Annotated in this window: 14 protein-coding genes and 1 pseudogene; 6 read left to right on the top strand and 9 right to left on the bottom strand. The window is 60.9% G+C overall.

The window, feature by feature from the left end:
* Positions 1-397: 397 nt before the first annotated feature.
* Positions 398-1987, bottom strand: coding sequence for an ABC transporter substrate-binding protein (locus tag NL528_RS14200; protein WP_309183270.1), 1590 nt, complete (start codon positions 1985-1987; stop codon positions 398-400).
* Between the two features lie 343 nt (positions 1988-2330).
* Between NL528_RS14200 and NL528_RS14195 the strand changes: the two genes are divergently transcribed.
* Positions 2331-3821, top strand: coding sequence for an amidohydrolase family protein (locus NL528_RS14195; RefSeq protein ID WP_309183268.1), 1491 nt, complete (start codon positions 2331-2333; stop codon positions 3819-3821).
* Position 3822: 1 nt separating this feature from the next.
* The gene (locus tag NL528_RS14190) at positions 3823-4758 is read left to right on the top strand and encodes a GTP-binding protein (protein WP_309184895.1); all 936 of its coding nucleotides are present in this window, start codon (positions 3823-3825) and stop codon (positions 4756-4758) included.
* 307 nt (positions 4759-5065) lie between these two features.
* Here NL528_RS14190 and NL528_RS14185 read toward each other — a convergent pair whose 3' ends face one another.
* The 3 genes from NL528_RS14185 to NL528_RS14175 all read right to left on the bottom strand — a co-directional run bounded on the left by NL528_RS14185 (position 5066) and on the right by NL528_RS14175 (position 9328).
* Entirely contained in the window at positions 5066-6559 is a 1494-nt protein-coding gene (locus tag NL528_RS14185) for an efflux transporter outer membrane subunit (RefSeq protein WP_309183267.1), read from the bottom strand.
* A 3-nt stretch (positions 6560-6562) separates the two neighbouring features.
* Positions 6563-7693, bottom strand: a complete 1131-nt coding sequence (locus NL528_RS14180; RefSeq protein ID WP_309183266.1) for an HlyD family secretion protein — start codon at positions 7691-7693, stop codon at positions 6563-6565.
* 84 nt (positions 7694-7777) lie between these two features.
* On the bottom strand, positions 7778-9328 hold the full coding sequence (locus NL528_RS14175) for an MFS transporter (RefSeq protein ID WP_309183265.1): 1551 nt from the start codon (positions 9326-9328) through the stop codon (positions 7778-7780).
* A gap of 249 nt (positions 9329-9577) precedes the next feature.
* Between NL528_RS14175 and NL528_RS14170 the strand changes: the two genes are divergently transcribed.
* Both NL528_RS14170 and fdhA read left to right on the top strand, forming a co-directional pair.
* Positions 9578-10237 (top strand): HD domain-containing protein, encoded by a 660-nt coding sequence (locus tag NL528_RS14170; protein ID WP_309183264.1) that lies wholly within the window; start codon positions 9578-9580, stop codon positions 10235-10237.
* A gap of 58 nt (positions 10238-10295) precedes the next feature.
* Complete coding sequence (gene fdhA, locus NL528_RS14165) at positions 10296-11504, top strand: formaldehyde dehydrogenase, glutathione-independent (RefSeq protein ID WP_309183263.1); 1209 nt, start codon at positions 10296-10298, stop codon at positions 11502-11504.
* Between the two features lie 1085 nt (positions 11505-12589).
* Here the strand turns inward: fdhA and NL528_RS14160 are convergent.
* The 3 genes from NL528_RS14160 to NL528_RS14150 are packed head-to-tail and all read right to left on the bottom strand — an operon-like array spanning position 12590 to position 14846.
* Positions 12590-12718 carry a hypothetical protein gene (locus NL528_RS14160; RefSeq protein ID WP_309183262.1) on the bottom strand — a complete coding sequence of 43 codons (129 nt, stop codon included), beginning with the start codon at positions 12716-12718 and terminating at the stop codon, positions 12590-12592.
* Positions 12719-12750: 32 nt separating this feature from the next.
* Positions 12751-14184 carry an ATP-binding protein gene (locus NL528_RS14155; RefSeq protein WP_309183261.1) on the bottom strand — a complete coding sequence of 478 codons (1434 nt, stop codon included), beginning with the start codon at positions 14182-14184 and terminating at the stop codon, positions 12751-12753.
* Positions 14181-14846 carry a response regulator transcription factor gene (locus tag NL528_RS14150; RefSeq protein ID WP_309183260.1) on the bottom strand — a complete coding sequence of 222 codons (666 nt, stop codon included), beginning with the start codon at positions 14844-14846 and terminating at the stop codon, positions 14181-14183. Before NL528_RS14150 ends, NL528_RS14155 begins: the two co-directional genes overlap by 4 nt.
* 92 nt (positions 14847-14938) lie before the next feature.
* Between NL528_RS14150 and NL528_RS47085 the strand changes: the two are divergent.
* Positions 14939-15094: pseudogene (locus NL528_RS47085) on the top strand (hypothetical protein); the annotation flags it as partial.
* On the top strand, positions 15091-15375 hold the full coding sequence (locus NL528_RS47080) for a protein-disulfide reductase DsbD domain-containing protein (RefSeq protein ID WP_375144055.1): 285 nt from the start codon (positions 15091-15093) through the stop codon (positions 15373-15375). The pseudogene NL528_RS47085 and the gene NL528_RS47080, both read left to right, overlap by 4 nt.
* A 319-nt stretch (positions 15376-15694) precedes the next feature.
* Here the strand turns inward: NL528_RS47080 and NL528_RS14145 are convergent, their stop codons facing one another.
* Positions 15695-16978: an IS256 family transposase gene (locus NL528_RS14145; RefSeq protein WP_309176722.1), complete on the bottom strand. Its 1284-nt coding sequence runs from the start codon at positions 16976-16978 to the stop codon at positions 15695-15697.
* A 635-nt stretch (positions 16979-17613) separates the two neighbouring features.
* A complete protein-coding gene (locus tag NL528_RS14140) occupies positions 17614-18231 on the bottom strand; it encodes a DoxX family protein (RefSeq protein WP_309183259.1) in 618 nt (205 codons plus the stop codon).
* Positions 18232-18348: the final 117 nt, after the last annotated feature.

Raw genomic sequence — 18348 nt, 5'->3', positions numbered from 1 at the left:
CGGTCTGGATAAAGCAGTAGCAAGTGGCCGTTGCCTGGAATCCCGTGGAATAACTCGAAGCGCGCGCAGCCGCCGGCCGCTGTGAACGCATGATAATATTCGCGGATCAGCTTCATCGTAGAGGCGGTCATTGTCTGCATAGAACCAAAGTTGCGGGACCTTTGTCCGCCGCGCCTAGGCCAGCATTCGCATAGTACGGTGTGGTGACCGGTCCATATGGGTACCAGCCGCCGGAGAAATTCACCACACCCATGACCTCACTCGGCTTGAGACCAGCATAGTGGATGGAAAGAAACCCGCCGCGCGACTCCTCGCCAATCTCGGTTCATGAGTTCGTGGCCTGAATTGTCATGGAAATAGCGCCTGGCGCCTGGCGCCTGGCGCCTGGCAGCGAAATTCACTCCGTCTTCTCTATATTCCAGAAGACCGGCGTAGCCGGTCCGCCGAGTACGCCGGTGAGCGATTTCCGCCACGCGCTGGGCTGGAGAAATTGTCCGAGCGGGACAAGAATCGCTTGATCATAGACTTCCTTCTGGATGTCGGCAGCGATCTTCTTCTGCTCCTCCGGTGACAGCGAACGCGCAAAGGCGTCCTTCAGCTGTTCGATCCTGGCGTCTTCCGCCCAGCCGAACCAGCCGCCGTTCCTGCCTCTGCCGCCGATGGAGACACTGGCGATAGGGTTCGCCGCGTCGGCGCTGGTGAAATTGGTGAAGAACATATTCCAGCCGCCTTCCTTCGGCGGCTTCTGGCTCGCGCGGCGGGAGACGACGGTTTGCCAGTCGGTCGCCTGCAGATCGACCTTGAAGCCGGCTTCGCGCAGCAATTGCGCCGCAACGACCGGCTGCGCCTTCAGCGACACCACATCGCCGGGCGCCAGAATCACGACGGGCGTGCCGTCATAACCGGATTCAGCGAGCAGCTTCTTCGCCTCCGCCATGCCGTCGCCCTTCACCAGCGTCTCCGAGCCGACATCGGTGGCAAACGGCGTGTCGCAGATGAACACGGCACCGCAAATCCGGTAGTATTCGGGATTGCCGACCAGCGCATCGAGAACGTCCTTCTGGTTCAAGGCTATGAAGGCGGCGCGGCGCACCTTGACATTGTCGAACGGCGGATAAAGGAAGTTCATTCGCCCGCCCGTCTGGAAGCCGAACTTGCTCAGGGTATCGACCTTGATGTCGTTGTTGGCGGCCAGCATCGGCAAGATATCGAAAGCCGGAACTTCCATGAAATCGATATCACCTGACTGCAGCGCGTTCGCCGCGGTCTGTGCGTCCGCCATCGTGATCCATTCGACGCGGTCGACCTTCACGACCTTAGCCCCGGCGGTCCAGCTCGGAGGCTCCTTGCGCGGAACATAGTCGGTGTTTTTCTCGTAGACCGCCTTCACGCCCGGCTGGAATTCGGCCTGCACGAACTTGAAGGGGCCCGAGCCGATCTGTTCCTTTATTTGCTGGCCGGCCGGGGTTTCCGCCAACCGCTTGGGCATCATGAACGGCGCATAGGATGAAGGCTTCCCGATCGATTCCAGCACCAGGCCGTAAGGCTCCTTCAGCTTCAGCGCGATGGTCCTGGCATCGGTCGCTTCAAGGCTGGCGGTGAAGTCCATCAGCTTCTGGCCCATGCCATCGTTCTTGCCCCAGCGCTTCAACGAGGCCACGCAATCTTCCGCGGTGACCGGCGTGCCGTCATGCCACTTCAGCCCATCGCGCAGCGTGAACGTATAAGTGAGCTTGTCGTCGGAAACCTTCCAGTCCGCCATCTGCGGCTGGATCTTGAAGTTCGCATCCATGGCCAGCAGCGTGTCGTAGACCATGTAGCCGTGATCGCGCGTGATGTAGGCGGTGGTGAATCCGGGATCGATGATCCGCAAGTCGGAATGCATCACGGCGGTGATGGTCTTGGCATCCGCCGGCGGAGACACGCCGAGCCAAGCCGCGAGCGCGCCCGCGGCCAAATACAAAAGACGTCGATGAGGAAGTTTCATAGCGCTCCTGACACCACAATTGTGCAATTCCCGTGCCCGGGAATGGGTCGCGGTTCCAGTTTAGCACAGATCGGCGCCTGTTGAGGACGAGCCCGGCGCATTTATGGGGTTCATCATTGCACTACCGCGCCACACGATGATGGTCATCGGCTCGAGCCCGGAGTGAATGACCTTCCATCACGCCGATCGCGCACGCGGGGTATGCCACAGGCAGCGTTGTTGCCGGTCCGAAAATCTGCCTCTATGGGTGTCGCGACGGCCCGTACGCGGCCGGTGCCACGCGCTTCCGAAAGCTGATGCCGGCTTTGGGTGGAGTTGGCCTTCGGCATGCGGGAGTGGCGACATGGCTGGCTTGGTAATCACTGGTGGCCGGGTGGTGGATCCGGCCAGCGGAATGGATGCCATCGGCGATGTGGCGGTGCTGGATGGCCGGATCGCCGCTGTCGGCACCGGACTCGGCAGCGCCGAACGGTCGATCGACGCGACCGGACTGGTGGTCGCTCCCGGCTTCATCGACTTGCACGCGCACGGCCAGTCGATCCCGGCCGACCGCATGCAGGCGTTCGACGGTGTGACGACGACGCTCGATCTCGAGGCGGGAGTCTTGCCGGTCGCATCCTGGTATCGACGCCAGGCCGCCAAGGGACGGGTGCTGAACTACGGCGCCTCCGCCAACTGGGCGTTCGCGCGCATCGGCGCGATGACCGGCTCCAACGCGGAAAGCTCGCTGGATGCGTTCGGCAATGCCATGCGCGATCGCCGCTGGATCGAGAACGTGGCCAGCGAGACAGAGGTGGCCGGCATCCTCGAGCGCCTTGCAGGCGGGCTGAATGAGGGCGGCATCGGCATCGGCATCCTCAACGCCTATGCACCGGGGGCCGGCGTGCAGGAATTGACGGCGGTGTGTCAACTGGCGGCGGCGCATGATGTGCCGACCTTCACCCACGTCGCCTACATGTCCCGCATCGACCCGGAGAGCGCCGCCGAGGCCTATATCCGCCTGATCGGCTATGCCGGCGCCACCGGCGCGCATATGCACATCTGCCATTTCAACTCTTCCAGCAAGACCGACGTGGAGCGCTGTGCCGTGCTGGTGGCCAAGGCCCAGGCCCAGGGGCTTCCGATCACGGTCGAAGCCTATCCCTACGGCACCGGTTCGACGGTGCTTGCGGCGGCGTTCTTCAGCGACCCCGAATTCGTGGCGCGCAACGGCACGGGCTACGATTCGGTGCAGCGGGTGACCGACGGGCGCCGCTTCCGCGACCGGGAGGAACTGCTCGCGGCACAGGCCACCGAGCCCTCCACGCTGGTGCTGTGGCATATCCTCGATATCGAGAACAACTCGCACCATCGCGACCTCCTGGATATGTCCGTGCTGTATCCCGGCGGCGCGATCGCGTCTGACGCCATGCCCTGGACGTTAGCGGACGGCCGCACTTACACCGGCGACGCCTGGCCACTGCCCGAGGACGCGACGTCGCATCCGCGTTCGGCGGGTTGTTTCACGCGCTTCATCCGCGAGTGGGTGCGCGAGCGGCGGGCCGTGTCGCTCCTCGAAGGCATCCGCAAGTGCACGCTGATCCCGGCGGAGATTCTCGGCCCCAGCACACCCGCCATGCGTTCCAAGGGAAGGCTGCAGCCGGGCGCGGATGCCGACATCGTGGTCTTCGATTTCGAAACGCTCACCGACCGGGCGACGTTCTCGGCGATGAATCGTCCGTCAGAGGGCGTGCGACACCTGATCGTCAGCGGCCAGCCGCTGATCACGGATGGCGTGCTGGATCTGGCGGCGAGGCCCGGCCTGCCGGTGCGGCGGACAGTTGGCGGTCGCTGAGGTGTCCGTCCCGGTTGTGCTCGTGGCCGGATTCCTCGGGTCGGGCAAGACCACGGTCGTGAACCAATTGCTGACGCATGCCGAGGGAAGGCGGATTGCCGCCGTTGTCAACGATTTCGGCGCGATCAACATCGATGCGGAGCTGATCACGGGCGCCGCCGGTGGCGTCGTCAGCCTGAGAAATGGCTGCATCTGTTGCTCGCTGGAAGGCGATCTGCTGCGTACGCTGGCCGTTCTCCTGCGGCGCGATCCGCGGCCGGAGCTCATCGTGATCGAAACCAGCGGGGTGGCCGATCCGACGGACGTCGTGCGCAACCTGATGGACCCGGTGATCTGGCGGGAGGCGCCGTTGGAAACGGTGCTGTGCGTGGTGGACGCGACTAGTCCTGTGACCATGCTGGACGATGCGCTCCTGCGCGCTCAGGTGCGGGCGGCCGACGTGGTGGCGCTGAGCAAAGTGGACCTCGCGGACCCTGCGAACCAGACACAGGTGCGCGATGCTGTCCGGGCGATGCGTCCGGCGGCGGTGCTGGTCGATGCTCCGCATGGCGACGTTCCCGCAGCGCTTCTTTTCCCTTCGGGCGCGGATCGTGTGCCGGCGCCGCGCGAGCCGGGGCGACGACGGCCGGCGGCGGATCGGTTCGAGACGCTGAGCTGGACGTCGGAACAGCCGGTGTCGTTATCGCGGTTGCAGCTGGCGATCGGTCGGCTCGCACCGAAACTGGCGCGGGCGAAGGGGCTGTTCGAAACCGTGGAGCAGCCCGGCAGGTTGATGGTGTTTCAGTTTGCCGGCGGGCGGGCGACACTGGCGCCGGGCGGGACGCCAACGGCGGGAACGCCGCGGACACGGATCGTATTCGTTGCCGAGATCGGCGTCCTGTCGAGCGCCGAGATCGACAGGATCATGGAAGGATGCATCGAAGCTGGCGCGAAGTGAAGGCGCGCGTTTTGGTCGCGATGCTTGTTACCGGAACTGCATGGATGTCTCTTCGTGGCACTTAGCCGAACCTTGCCGATTCGCTGATCTCCGCTTTGCGCCAGAAGCGGCCGATCAGGAATGGCATTGGGTGAGATCACGGCGCATTTTCTCATCGCTTCCCTTGAGGCCCCTGTCATCAAAAGCCCCTAGGGAAATCTTGCTGGCACGCCCGCCGAATGAGATTGGTAACAGACTGACCGCCAAGTCATTCGGCCATATTATTCGGGAGCTGTGCCACGAACGCAAACGGCTCCCGAGCGGCCCCCTATCGTGTTTCAATCTTCTGTCGCGGCATATCATCCCCACCAAAGGCGACATCTGCGACCTCCCATCCTCCCCCGAGGGCGCGATAAAGATTGACGAGATACGTCGCGATCTGCGTGTCGCTGTCGGCAAGATCATTTTCGCTCTGCAGCAACTGTGCTTGTGCCGTGATGACATTCAGGAAGTCGATCGCACCCTCCGAGTAACGTTGCCTGGCGGCTTGCAGAGCGGCCTGATTTTCAGTGACGGACCGGGCGACGTGGCCGCGCCGTACTTGCGCTTCGCGATAGGCCGTGATGGCATCGTCGACCTCTTTCCAGGCCCGCAACACGGTTTTCTGAAAGATGACGGCGGCCTCCCGCTCTCGCGATTCGCGCAGCGCCAGGGTACCCCGCAACCGTCCCCCCTCGAAGATCGGAATGGAAACGGACGGCCCCAGAGCGAATGCGGTCGACGTCGGGGAGAACAGATTGGTCAGCTGCAAGCTTTCCACGCCGACGGCACCGTTCAATGTCACGTCAGGATAAAAGCTCGCCACCGCGACTCCGGTCTGCGCCGTGGCTTCATGCAGTCGTGCCTCAGCCTCGCGCACGTCTGGCCGGCGGCGTACCAGCGTTCCGGGCAAGCCCACCGGAACCTTGTGCGGCACACGCGGCAATATTTGAGAGCGATGCAACTCGGCCTCGAGCGCGCGCGGAGCATAGCCCAGCAAGAGTCCGATAACGTTAATGAGCTCCGCCTCCTGGGTACGCAGTGGCGGCAGGGTTGCGGCGATGGTGGCCTGTTGAGCCCGGGCTTGCGCCAGGTCGAGCGTCGTGGCGACTCCGTCGCCGAAACGCTTGTTCACCAGGTCCACATTCTCTTCGGCAAGGCGAAGATTGCGTTTCGCGATCCCAAGACGGTTCTGGGTTCCGCGCAATTGCATGTAACCTTGCGCCAGTTCGGCGACCGCCGCGAGCGCGACGCCGTGCCGGTTCTCCACGGCCGCCAGGGTGGCGGCGTCGGCGGCTTCCACCGCCCGTCGAACGCGACCGAACAGATCCAGTTGCCATGATGACGTCAAGCCATCCCGGAACAGGGGATATTCCAGCGGCGCGCCGGGTCTAGGGACGAGCAAGGAGAGCGTGCCGTTCGGGCTCTCGCGATTATAGGTACTTGATGATTGTCCGTCGATCTGCGGCAGTCCCTGAGAGGCTGCGACCCGGCGCTGCGCCATGCTCTGGATCACGCGTTCCGCCGCCGTCTCGAGGTCCAGGTTTTGCGATACCAGCCTTTCGACCAGCGAGGACAGCTGAATATCCCGGAAGCTTTTCCACCAGGCTAAGTCGACCGCGCCCTCGACTGTCCGGCTCGGCACGCTTCCGCCATCTAACGCCGATCTCCTGGGTGCTTCTCTTATCTCGGGGCTCTGGAAGTCCGGCCCAACGGTGCAGCCGGTCAGACCGATGCCTAACATCGGGCCGGAGAGGTACGCCGCAAGACGTAAGGCACGCACCAGTTAACGCCCGGTCACGCGATCGGTTGATCTGCGCTGTTCGTCCACGACGTCCTCCAGTCCCGTATGAATGGTCGTCTCGACCGACAGGCCCACGCGCAGGAGCTTAGCCAAAGGTTGCCCGGGCGTCACGACGATCTTGACCGGCAGCCGTTGCACGATCTTGGTAAAATTGCCGGTGGCATTGTTGGGCGCGATCGGTGCAAAGGCGGTGCCGGAGGCCGGAGGCACGCTATCCACCGTCCCTTTGAGGTCGATGTCGTAGGCGTCAAGATGGATGGTTACGGGCTGGCCGCTGCGGACGTGCCGCAGTTCCACTTCGAGATAGTTCGCTTCGATATAGACCTGATCGAGCGGCACAACGGTCATCAACGTCGTGCCGGGGGCGACGTAGTTGCCGGCCTGCACGGACCGCTCGCCCACCATGCCGTCGATCGGCGCCCGAATCTGCGTGTAGGACAGATTAAGCCTGGCCTGTTCAAGTCTGGCCTCGTCGGCCTTGAGCGCTGCCTCCGCCGCGGATCTCTGGGCCTTGAGTACATCCAGTTGCCGGCGTGCCGCATCGAGCGACGCTTCGGCACTATCCAGCGAGGCCTGACCCTGCTGAAGCGTGCTGTCGGCCTCCTGGTGCTCCCGCATGGTGCCGGCTCCCGTCGTGGCGAGATTGTCGTAGCGGCGCGCGTCTGCCTGCGCGAAAGCAAGCTTGGCGCGCGCCGACGCAACGGCGGCCTGTTGTTCTGCCACGATCGACGGCTGGCGAGCCACAGTGGCGCCGATCTCATCGAATTGCGATCTGTCACGTGTGACCGCCGCCTCGGCCGCAGCCACGGCGGTCCCATTGTCGCGCGAGTCGAGCGTTGCGAGTACTTGTCCAGTCTTGACGACATAGTTGTCGTCAACCGGCACCGTGGCGACTTGACCGGAGATGCGCGGTGAGATCGTGGCGTAATGGACCATCACATAAGCATCAGCCGTCCGTACGTCCGGATGAGGCCGAAAAATGATGTACAGGACCACCGCGGCGAAGATCGCTACGACGAGTCCGACCACAACGAAGGGCCGGCGCGGCAGAGGTGCGGGAAGCTTATCTGCTTCCTGCACCTTGCGGTCCGTCGAATCGTCGTTCGTGTGCATCGGGGCCGGGTCTGACCTTTCGCTGCGCTTCGACTCGGCAGGCCGCGTCTCGAGTTCGGCTACATCCTCTGCCATGCGGGTTCCCTAATGCTTTGCAAAATGGATGCGCGGCGGCATGGCCCGGACCGGCAGCGTCATCACCACGACCATCAAGAACACAGTCACGGCTCCGAGGATCAGGTAGGTGTCACTCGTCGATAAAATCGTTACCTGCTGCTCGACGACGTGGCTCAAGGCCTGCAGGCTGCCCGGCACGCGCAGGCGCCCGTCGGACATCAACGGTGGCGGATATTGCGGCAGCACGCCATTGCTCTGGATCACGCGCCAGCGGTCCTGGCCGGCCTCATCGACAATGCGGTCGGAATGCAGTGCGTTGCGCCAACGATCGATCAGTTCCAGGAACCATGCGCCCGTTGCCTCCGCGATGGCCCGGGATGTATTCAACAGCGCAGACGCGAGAGGGCCGTCCGCCGGGCCGGTAACGGTGTTGGTGGCCTTCATCAGAAGTGGCATGACCACCATCGGCTGACCGATCGATTGGAACAGTTGCCAGATATAAAATTGATCTCGGTTCCAATAGACCGTGAGGAAAGACGAACCGATGCAGGATGCCAGGATGAATCCCAGCCCGACGATCGTGACAAGACGCGAATCTACCTGCTTGTAGTCCAGCAACAGCGCCATGGCGGGCAGCATCGCCAGCTGCAACGCGGCGATCTCCAGCGTGATCAGGTTGGACTGCAGCGGCCGGTAACCCTGGACTTCCTGCAGGTATCGTAGAGGCACGGTGGAGCCGGATTGGCTGATGATCACAAAGAGGAACAGACCGAGCACGCCATAGGCCAGATTACGCCGGCCGAGCATCTGCAATTTTAGAAGCGGCAGAGGGTGGAACCATTCATTGACGAGCAGCAGCGGGATGGTGATTGCGCTCACCAGAGCCAGGACGCATATGACCCGTGAGTTGAACCAGTCCAGCCGGTCTCCCTGATACAACATGGTGCTCAAGGCGCCGACCCCGATCACCAGCAGCAGCGCGCCGCGCCAGTCCAGCATCCGGAGCCGCTCATATTTCGGCTGGTCCTGGTCCACGCAGTACCAGACGAGAACGCCGGCCAGCGAGCAGAGTGGGATCGTCTGCAAGAACACGAAACGCCAATCCACGATATCGGTCCAAAGCGCGGCCACCGTCTCGGCCAGCGCGGGCGTGAAGGTCGCGGTCAAGGCGTAGACGGCCAGGCCGTAGAGCCGAATCTTCGGCGTGAGAATGCGAAAAGCCGTGGTCATCACGAGCGGAATGATCAGGCCTCCCGCGAGCCCCTGGAGCAGCCGCAGAGCATTGATCGCCTCGATGTTCGGGCTGAACGGGATCAGCACGCTCGAAACCCCGCAGAGCGCGATCGCAAAAAGCGTCCAGCGCCTTAACGTAAAGGTCACCAGCAGCCAGGGCGAAATCGCCATGCCGATGATTTCGGCCGACACATACAGGCTTTCGATCCAGGTTCCGGCATCGTGGCTGATCCCGAGTGCACCGCGGACGTCGCTCAGCGCGACCGACGTAACCTGGTCGTTAAACTCGGACGTTATCGCAGCGATGAGAGCGCCACAAAGGCCTAACAACGGCTTGATATCCATGAGCTATGACAACTCTTTTTCAATCAGTCGTGATTGCAAGCAGCTTGCGGACCATTCGGCCCGCCGAAGGCATTTATGATCAGTGGCGCGATAGCGACGGTTTGAACGTACGTCGCCGATCTTGCGGATCAACAATAGCGATGACGAAGACGTAAGAATATTAAATCCCTTTTTAATCGATCCTTCCGGCGCGGCGTATCATGCTGCTTGTGCACGGGCATCGCGGGCTTGCACAACAGGAGAAGCGAAATGACGCTGGCGGCTGAGAAGACGTTCGCAGTCGAAGGAATCCAGATTCCCGACAGTAGCCTCGCCCGTGAGATCACAGAGCTCGTCCGGGATACCGAGTCCGCACTGCTGTTTCACCATTCGAGTCGTGTCTACTACTGGGGTGCGCTTGCCGGAAAGCGTCGCTCGCTGAAGTTCGATCGCGAACTTCTCTATGCGGGTGCCATGTTTCACGACATGGGCCTGACGCCTGCGCACTGCAGCGCCCATGAACGCTTCGAAGTCGACGGCGCAAACGCCGCCCGCGATTTCCTCCGCAGCCACGGGGTTGCGCAGCGCGACATCGATACAGTCTGGACCGCGATCGCTCTGCACACGACGCCGGGCATCCCGCAGCACATGCACCCCGTCGTCGCCCTGGTGACGGCCGGAGTCGAGATGGATGTGCTGGGGCTGGCCTATGCCGAATACAGCGACGCTGAACGTGAAGCGGTCGTCCGCGCGCATCCGCGCACCGAACACTTCAAGGAAGACATCATTCAAGCGTTCTACGACGGCATCAAACACAAGCCCGAAACGACATTCGGCAACGTCAAGGCCGACGTGCTCGCGGACAAGGATGCCGCTTTCAGGCGCGGCAATTTCTGCAGCGTGATTCGTAGATCGGCCTGGAGGGCTTGACGGTCCGCGAATTCGACCCGGACTCGACGGTCCAGAGTGAAACCCAAAGGAGATTGAGATGGCCTCCAATTCCAACCGCGGCGTTGTCTACCTCAAACCCGGCCACGTCGAAGTTCAGAAGATCGACTTTCCAACCTTTCGCAATCCGGCGGGAAAAACGATCGATCACGGCGTCATTCTCAAGGTGGTAACCACAAACATCTGCGGCTCCGACCAGCACATGGTTCGGGGCCGCACGACTGCGCCGGCCGGCATGGTGCTCGGACATGAGATTACCGGCGAAGTGATCGAGAGGGGTCGGGACGTCGAGTATCTTGAGATCGGCGATCTTGTGTCGGTCCCTTTCAACGTCGCATGCGGCCGCTGCCGGACTTGTCGAGAGGGTGACACAGGCATCTGCCTTCACGTCAACTCCGATCGTGCCGGAGGCGCTTATGGATATGTCGATATGGGCGGATGGATCGGCGGCCAAGCCGACTATGTGATGGTGCCCTACGCGGATTTCAACCTGCTCAAGTTTCCGGACAAGGCGCGGGCAATGGAAAAAATCCGCGATCTGACCTGCCTGTCCGATATTCTGCCGACCGGATTCCACGGAGCGGTCACCGCCAAGGTCGGCGTCGGATCGACGGTCTATGTCGCGGGCGCCGGGCCGGTCGGCCTCGCGGCCGCAGCGTCCGCGCGCATCCTGGGCGCAGCAGCCGTGCTGATCGGAGACATGAACCAGGAGCGGCTCGCCCACGCCAGGAAAGTCGGCTTCGAGCCGATCGACCTCACCAAGCATGATCGCCTGGGCGAACTCGTCGCCGACGTGCTCGGCGTTCCAGAGGTCGATTGCGCGATCGACTGCGTCGGCTTCGAAGCAAAGGCGCAGGGAGCAGACGGAAAGACCGTCGAAGCGCCTGCTGTCGTGCTCAACAGCCTGATGGAGATCACGCGGGCAGCCGGCGCGATCGGCATTCCCGGCCTGTACGTAACGGACGATCCGGGCGCGCAAGAACAAGCCGCCAGGCACGGCAATCTCAGCCTGCGCCTCGGGCTAGGCTGGGCAAAGTCCCATGCCCTTCATACCGGCCAGACGCCGGTTCTGAAATACAATCGGCAGCTCATGCAGGCGATCCTTTGGGACAGACTGCCCATTGCTGAGATCGTCAATGTCAAGGTGATTGGTCTTGAGCAGGCCCCGGACGGCTACAAGAACTTCGACGCCGGCGTCGCGAACAAGTTCGTCATCGATCCGCACGGACAACTCTCCAAGGCTGCCTGATACGAGAGGCTGCCTAAGATCCGTGCGATTCGCAAAAGCGCGCCAGTGGCGGGCCATTCTGCGAGGATCAGGGACCTTTTCTCTGACAGCGGCAATGCCTGGCTGGCGACGCAGTGCTAATCGCACCCGTCTCCAGGCGAATTCCCTGCTAACAGGGAATTTCGCGATTTCAGGGCCCCGAGATCCAGCTTCGGGGCAAGAAACGGCTATACTGCAACGTCTTTTCGTGAAATTCCCACGAAACTAACAGGGAATTTCTTTCGGAAGAACAGGGAACCAAAGTACCAAGAACACGGAATTAACCTGCAAAAAGCGCCGCTCCCCGACTCTGATTCCAAAACTGATAGGCTCGCTCTCAACTCGCGCCCTCTCAGTCACGAGATGCTGCGTGCGTACGAACGGCCGCTTGGCGCCATTAGCGGAAGTTGGTCACGGCACGCATGATCTGGCAGAGCTACCGCCTGCGCTCTAAGTCCCGGCCATATTGCTCGTACAGTTTGGCGGCGTTGTCCCAGCGAATAGCTTCCATATAGACATCGACGTAGCGCGCGGCCGCCGCGTAGTCCATGTGAGACACCGAATGCCGCGACAAGGCGCAGGAATTTCGAACGAGAAAGCTGTGTTTCCATGATTTGATCTCCTATCAGCGGATTCAGGCCTGCGGAATCCGAGGCAAGGCGGCCCCCTGTTGATAGGGTGAGACAAGGGACGTTGTCGGCAATCTGACCGGAATATGTGGCTGCTGTCCGCGTGTTGTAATAAGAGGCGACGTGACCGCCCCGCCGAGAGTAGAGATGGAGGTACGTCGCCGCATAGGCGCGCGCCTAAGACCGGTCTTGTCAGGCGAAAGCGAGGGCGAGCAAGCTCGAACACAAGAGCACGAGGGCCGCCGCGGTTACGACCAGAAATCCGTCCGATACGAAGTCATGATTTCGCATGGAACACCTGCTAATCCCAATGCTCGTCCGAATTTATTAGAGTTTTCGAAACGAACTCACTGAGGCGGGTGATGCTGCCTCGTGTAACGACACACCCCTTTTGCGATCGATGAATTCAGAAGAACCTTTCAATCGCTGGGCGAAACTCTATTCCACGAAGAACAGCATCACCGCGAGGCCTGTACCAACTGCTGCGGCTATGCCTACAGCTGCATTCAATTTTCGCGGTAAGATCGAGTCCAACGCCAAGGCTCTAACTAATTCCTCGGTTTTCATCGCAATCTCCAAGGGCATTTTGATCGCATGCTTCAATGCGCGCCGACCCCCCTCAACGGAAGCAGCTGTATGTCCCGGCTCCGTTCCCGCTCCGATGTGCCTGTGGGGATGGATCGAAAGTATCCACTGCGTGCCGGCCAGATGATCTCTGCGCGCAAACCCAAGCGGTCTGTCCTATTGGCTAGATTCAGGCTGGCACCGTTCGCACGCAACGCAAGTTCGACGATTGCGAGCCCCAACCCGCTCCCCGACGCGCTTTTGTGCCGCCCCCGAAAAAAGCGACTGGTGACCAGAGGAAGTTCCTCTTCCGGAATTCCAGGACCCTCGTCTTCTATCGAAACGATCGTGTTTTGTACGTCGTGCTTCACGTGCCATCGGACGGTGCCACCGCTGGGCATGTGATGAACGGCATTTTCGTGCAGATTGCGTAGTGCAAGGACGAGAAGCTCGTAGTTTGCGGTGAAGAATGTTTCGGCCAGCGCCGGATCCACGACCACATGAATGCGATGGTCCCGGATGGGCTGCATGTCGACAATCTCCTCGACAGCAGCTCCCACATTTAGATATCCATCCCTTCTCACGTTGTCCGAGGCATCCAGTTTTGCGATCGAAAGTAGCTGACGAACCAGGCGCGTGGTACGGTCAACGGCAACGAGGATTTGGTTGAGCGCCGTGTCACGCGTGGTGGGATCTGCCGTTGCAATCGCGATTTGAGCTTGCGTTCGCAAGCCGGCGAGCGGCGTACGAAGCTCGTGCGCGGCAAAGGCCGTAATCTCACGTTCGTGCTGGCGGGCGCTTTCAACCTTCGAGAACAGTCCATTAAGCGACGCGACGACGGGGCGAATTTCCGTAGGAACCCTGTCGGACTCTATCGGACTCATGTCATCGGCGTTTCTGCCTTGAAGCTCAAAGGCCATCGAACGCAATGGTCTTAGCCCGCGATTGAGGCTCGCCCAGATAAGAAAGCCCAAGAGGGGAATGATGAGAGCCATCGGGGCCAGCAGTCCCTTGATAAGGTCGGCGAGGAGTTGCTCCCTGATTCCCAGCCTGTCGCCGACGAGTACACGTATCCCTTTTCCTGCAACTTCCATCGTGAAAACGCGCCATGTGTCGCCGTTGATCAAACGCTCCGAGAAACCCGCTTTGCTATCGCTCAAGCTCGTGTCCGGAGCGCCGCGCGTCCGTGCGACAAGCCGGCCGTCCAGCGACCAAATCTGACAGGATAACTGCCGCTCGTAGTTGGGTACTGCCAAGATGTGGGGAGAGTCCGAGTCCTCGGATGGACTTGCAATGTTGTTGCTTGTGACAAGGGAGGACACCATCCGGGCTGCCTCCTCCAGGCGGGAATCGAGAACGTTCTCGACTTCGTGTTTGGTTTCGACGGAGATCCAGCCGATGGCAAACAACCAGATCAAACTGGTCGCAGTGACCAGAATGATGAAAAGCCTTGTCCTTAGGGAACTCACGATGCGCCTACCCTCATTCGGTATCCCAAACCGCGCACGGTTTCGATCACGTGCCTGCCAAGTTTTGCGCGCAAGTTATGGATGTGCACCTCGACGGTGTTGCTCTCTATTTCTTCCTGCCATCCATACAGGCGTTCCTCCAGCTTGTCCTTTGACCGGATTGTGCCGGGACGATCCATAAGCGCGGCGAGAACCCCAAACTCTCGGCGCGAAAGGCTGACGGACTCACCGTTCTTTGTCACGGAGATCTGAGCGGGATCAAGCACAATTCCGCTGCAAGACAAAAGCGGCGACGCGCGGCCTGACTGACGCCTGCTTATCGCCCGTACGCGAGCGCCCAATTCGTCGAGATCGAACGGTTTGCCGAGGTAGTCATCCGCACCCGCATCCAATCCTTTGATGCGATCGGTAACCTCGTCGAGCGCGGTCAGCAGAAGGACCGGTGTCCGGTCGCCGCGTGCGCGTAGTTCTCGCAGCAGATCGAGCCCACAGCCATCTGGCAACCCCAAGTCGAGAACGAGCGCATCGAATTCGGTCAGAGCCAGCGCGGCGCGCCCGTCTGCACAGCTCGAGACGCTATCCAGCGTCGCTCCGAACAAACTCAAACCGACCCGAAGCCCGTCGGACAGGACGGGGTCGTCTTCAACAACTAGAATGCGCATCGATAGACCCTCGGTAAGGGCTTGATCTCCCAACCCAAGCTTAAGGCTACCTTAAGGGGCCCCCGGCAAACCAACATTCGCGGCTCACAGGAGTGCCTTATGAAGTACGTGCGCTTGATCAGATTTGTTACATTGGTTCTGTCTACCCGCTGACGGCGGTGGCCGCTCTCGCAAATGTGAAGCCGGCAAACCAACCCTTCCGGCTCAGCGTCCTATTGGACGAAAAGGACAGGCTTGAGCTCCGCTGGTCGGTCGCTCCTGGCTACTTCCTTTATCGCGACAAGGTTTCTGCGACACTCGACGGAAAACCCTTGAAAGTCAGCACCGCGCGCGGAGACATGACGATCCGACGCTTGGCCCGCCCGAGATTTATCATCGCGAAGCCAAAGCGTACGTCGATGGCGAGGATCTGTCGGAGTCCGGAGAAATACTGGTCACCCATCAAGGGTGTCGAGAAAATGCCGTCTGCTATTCGCCGATCACAAAGTCGATCGACCTCGCCACGCACAGCCGGATGCAAGCTGAATGAAGCGGTCGTCAGATCTCAACGATGAGATGATAGAGGCTTTCGCGGCAAAGTTGTTGCGTGTCGCCGACCGGTGAACCACACCATAAAAGAAGTCGGACTGACGGCATTTTCAGCCCGACCTCTTCGAGGGGAGTCGCGTCCGCACCGATACCGATCCGGATTTGTTGCGTGGCAGCAGCGGACCGCCAGGTCGGTTCGCGACACGCGATGGATCAATAACGTAGCGCAGGTTCGCAAGGGGGGCCGTTCTCCCAGGGCTGTGTGGCAAATGCCCCAACACGAGGGAGCTATCGCCAATTTTTGGTGACGGCCTGATCAGTCAGGCGGCGGCGGTTGCGGGCTGAGGGGCGGCCAGCTTGGCGGTGACCTCGATCCCGTCGGTGAATTTCACACCGAGAATGATCTTTGGCAAGTGTGCATGTCCGTCGAGCCGTCGCCAGGATCGTTGCGCCCCTTCGACCAGCTTGAATACCATGGCGAGAGCGGTCTTGTTTGAGAGGCAGCCTTTCGATCGGATCGTGCGGTGGCGGACGGTCGCGAAAGTGCTTTCAATCGGGTTGGTGGTGCGCAGGTGCTTCCAATGCTCGGCCGGGAAGTCGTAGAAGGCGAGCAGCAGGTCGCGATCCTTCGTCAGACAATCGACGGCCTTCTGGTATTTCGGCGTGTAGCTTTCGATGAAGGCGTCGAAGGCGACTTCGGCATTGGCCTTGGTCTCGGCCATCCAGATTTCCTGCAGCGCCCGCTTGGCCTTTGGTTGCACACTCTTGGGTAATTTGCCCAGCACGTTCGCCGTCTTGTGCACCCAACAGCGCTGCTCGCGTGCTTTCGGCCAGACCTCGCCGGCCGCTTTCCAGAAGCCGAGCGCGCCGTCGGCGATCATCAGCTCGGGCCGGGCATCGAGCCCGCATCGCTTCAGATCCAGCAGCAGATCGCGCCAATCCTGCGCACTTTCCCGAGCGCCATCGGTGAACCCGACGAGCTCTTTCTTGCCCTCGGGCGTCGCGCCGATCAGCACCAGGATGCACTGCTTTTCATCTTCCAGCCGCGCCTCGAGGTGGATGCCGTCCGCCCAGACGTACACGTAGCGCTTGCCCGACAAATCACGCTTGCGCCACTGGGCATGATCATCCTGCCAGCCGTCCTTCAGGCGGCCGATGGCGCTGGCCGAGAGGCCGGGCGCATCCTTGCCGAGCAAGGCCGCCAGAGCGTCCGAGAAATCGCCGGTCGAGATGCCCTTCAGGTAGAGGATCGGTAGCAGCGTCTCGATCGACTTCGAGCGGCGCATATAGGGCGGCAAGATCGATGGCGAGAAGCGGATGCGGCGGGGATCGCCGGCTGCGGCCTCGCGATCGCGCACGCGGGGCTGGCGCACCGGGACCGCGCCGATGCCCGTCATCACCTCGCGCTCGGGCAGATGACCGTGGCGCACCACGCGTTGGTGGCCATCCTCGGTCTTCAAATCGGCATGCTTGGAAAGAAACCCGGCGACCTCGGCCTCCACCGCCTGGGCGAGAAGGGCACGCGCCCCATCGCGCAAAATGTCGGTGAGTTGGTCGCTGAAAGTTCCTGGCTGAATCAGTTTTACGACGGTATCCTTAGACACGGCATATCGCTCCTTTGGTGGAGAAGTGGAGGCGTTGAACACCCCCACGATATGCCGCCTTCCCGATTCACGCCGTCACCAACTTTGGGCCATAGCTCCAACACGAGGAGCTAGGTGGCAGTGACGCTCGTCACTATTGCGTGCGCCGGACGTGACGCTCGCATTGGCGTCCTCTACGAGGTGCCGCGAGGTTACATGGTTCTTCCGAGCCATAGCGGGAGTTGTGATCATGGCTGTCGCGATCAGTGCAGCCGACAGCAGTTTAAGCTTGGTCATACAGGTTCTCCATTTATGAAAAGCCAATACCATTTGGCTCCTTAGGGTTGCGGGCTTAGCTTCCGGCGATCGCCGAGCGACAGAGCCTACAAGATGGCTCTGCTATTCCGCATCAATTAGAGACTCGGCAGGCGATTGATCTATTCCGGCGAACCTTGCTTGCTGGGACAAGTATCGTATCGACGACCCAACATTCGCGTGAATACAGGTTTGCAATCACGTTGCCACTTGCGTTCCCGGCCACTGTCGTGACGTTAAAGTTGGGTCGACCAGCGCGCAGCGCTGTTACTGACGGTCTCTGTGATGAAAGGATGCCGACCGGATCGGCAGCCTTCCATCATCTCTGGCAAGAACTCCGATTATTCGGGAGCCACGTCTTCGAATTCCACTAGACTGCCCGATGACCGGCCAAGACTGTGATCGTGATTCCGAATCAAGAACTGATCGATGGCCAGTGGTCCCGATCCTCCCAGCACCAGGGCACAGAGCGCTGCCAGATACAGAAGATCGGTCTCATACCCCGGCTGCCCGAAGTGGGCACCCGCTGCAGTAACCGCTTCCAGCTTGATCGAGCTGAACCCGTACGGGAGATGAACGGTGAAGATGGCCACCAGCAGGACCGCCGCCATTGGAATGCTGGCAAGTGGAATGAATGCCCCTATGAGGACCGCGAAGCCCCCGATGAGCTCTACCAGAATAGTAAGCCCGCCGAGGAGAGATGGTTCCGGAACCCCAATTGCATGCAGAATGTTCACGAATGATTCGGGACCGCGAGCGAGCTTTGCGTAGCCGTGTTCCATGAAGCCGTAGCCTACCATCAGTCGCAGCGGGATGGCATACCAAGCCCCTTCAAGCAGAGTGGTCAAGCGAGCGTAACTTGCGACAAGTGCATTCATAGTCAAATTTCCCGTTTTTGAGTTTAGGTTGGCGACGCCGTGCAGAGGGATTGCCAGCGCGTCGGCGGGGATATCGATCATTGCCGCCTTAAGGCAGACTTAAATGCAGGAATGGTCACTGCCGCATCGCAATCGCCAGTGGCTGCCGACGTGGATCATCCGATTCCCTACTGGCGTCGAAATTTGAATGCTGGCAGA

Source organism: Bradyrhizobium sp. Ash2021 (genome assembly GCF_031202265.1).
Classification (GTDB): domain Bacteria; phylum Pseudomonadota; class Alphaproteobacteria; order Rhizobiales; family Xanthobacteraceae; genus Bradyrhizobium.
The sequence above is the reverse complement of the archived record's forward strand: the minus strand, read 5'-3'. Positions and strand labels throughout refer to the sequence as shown.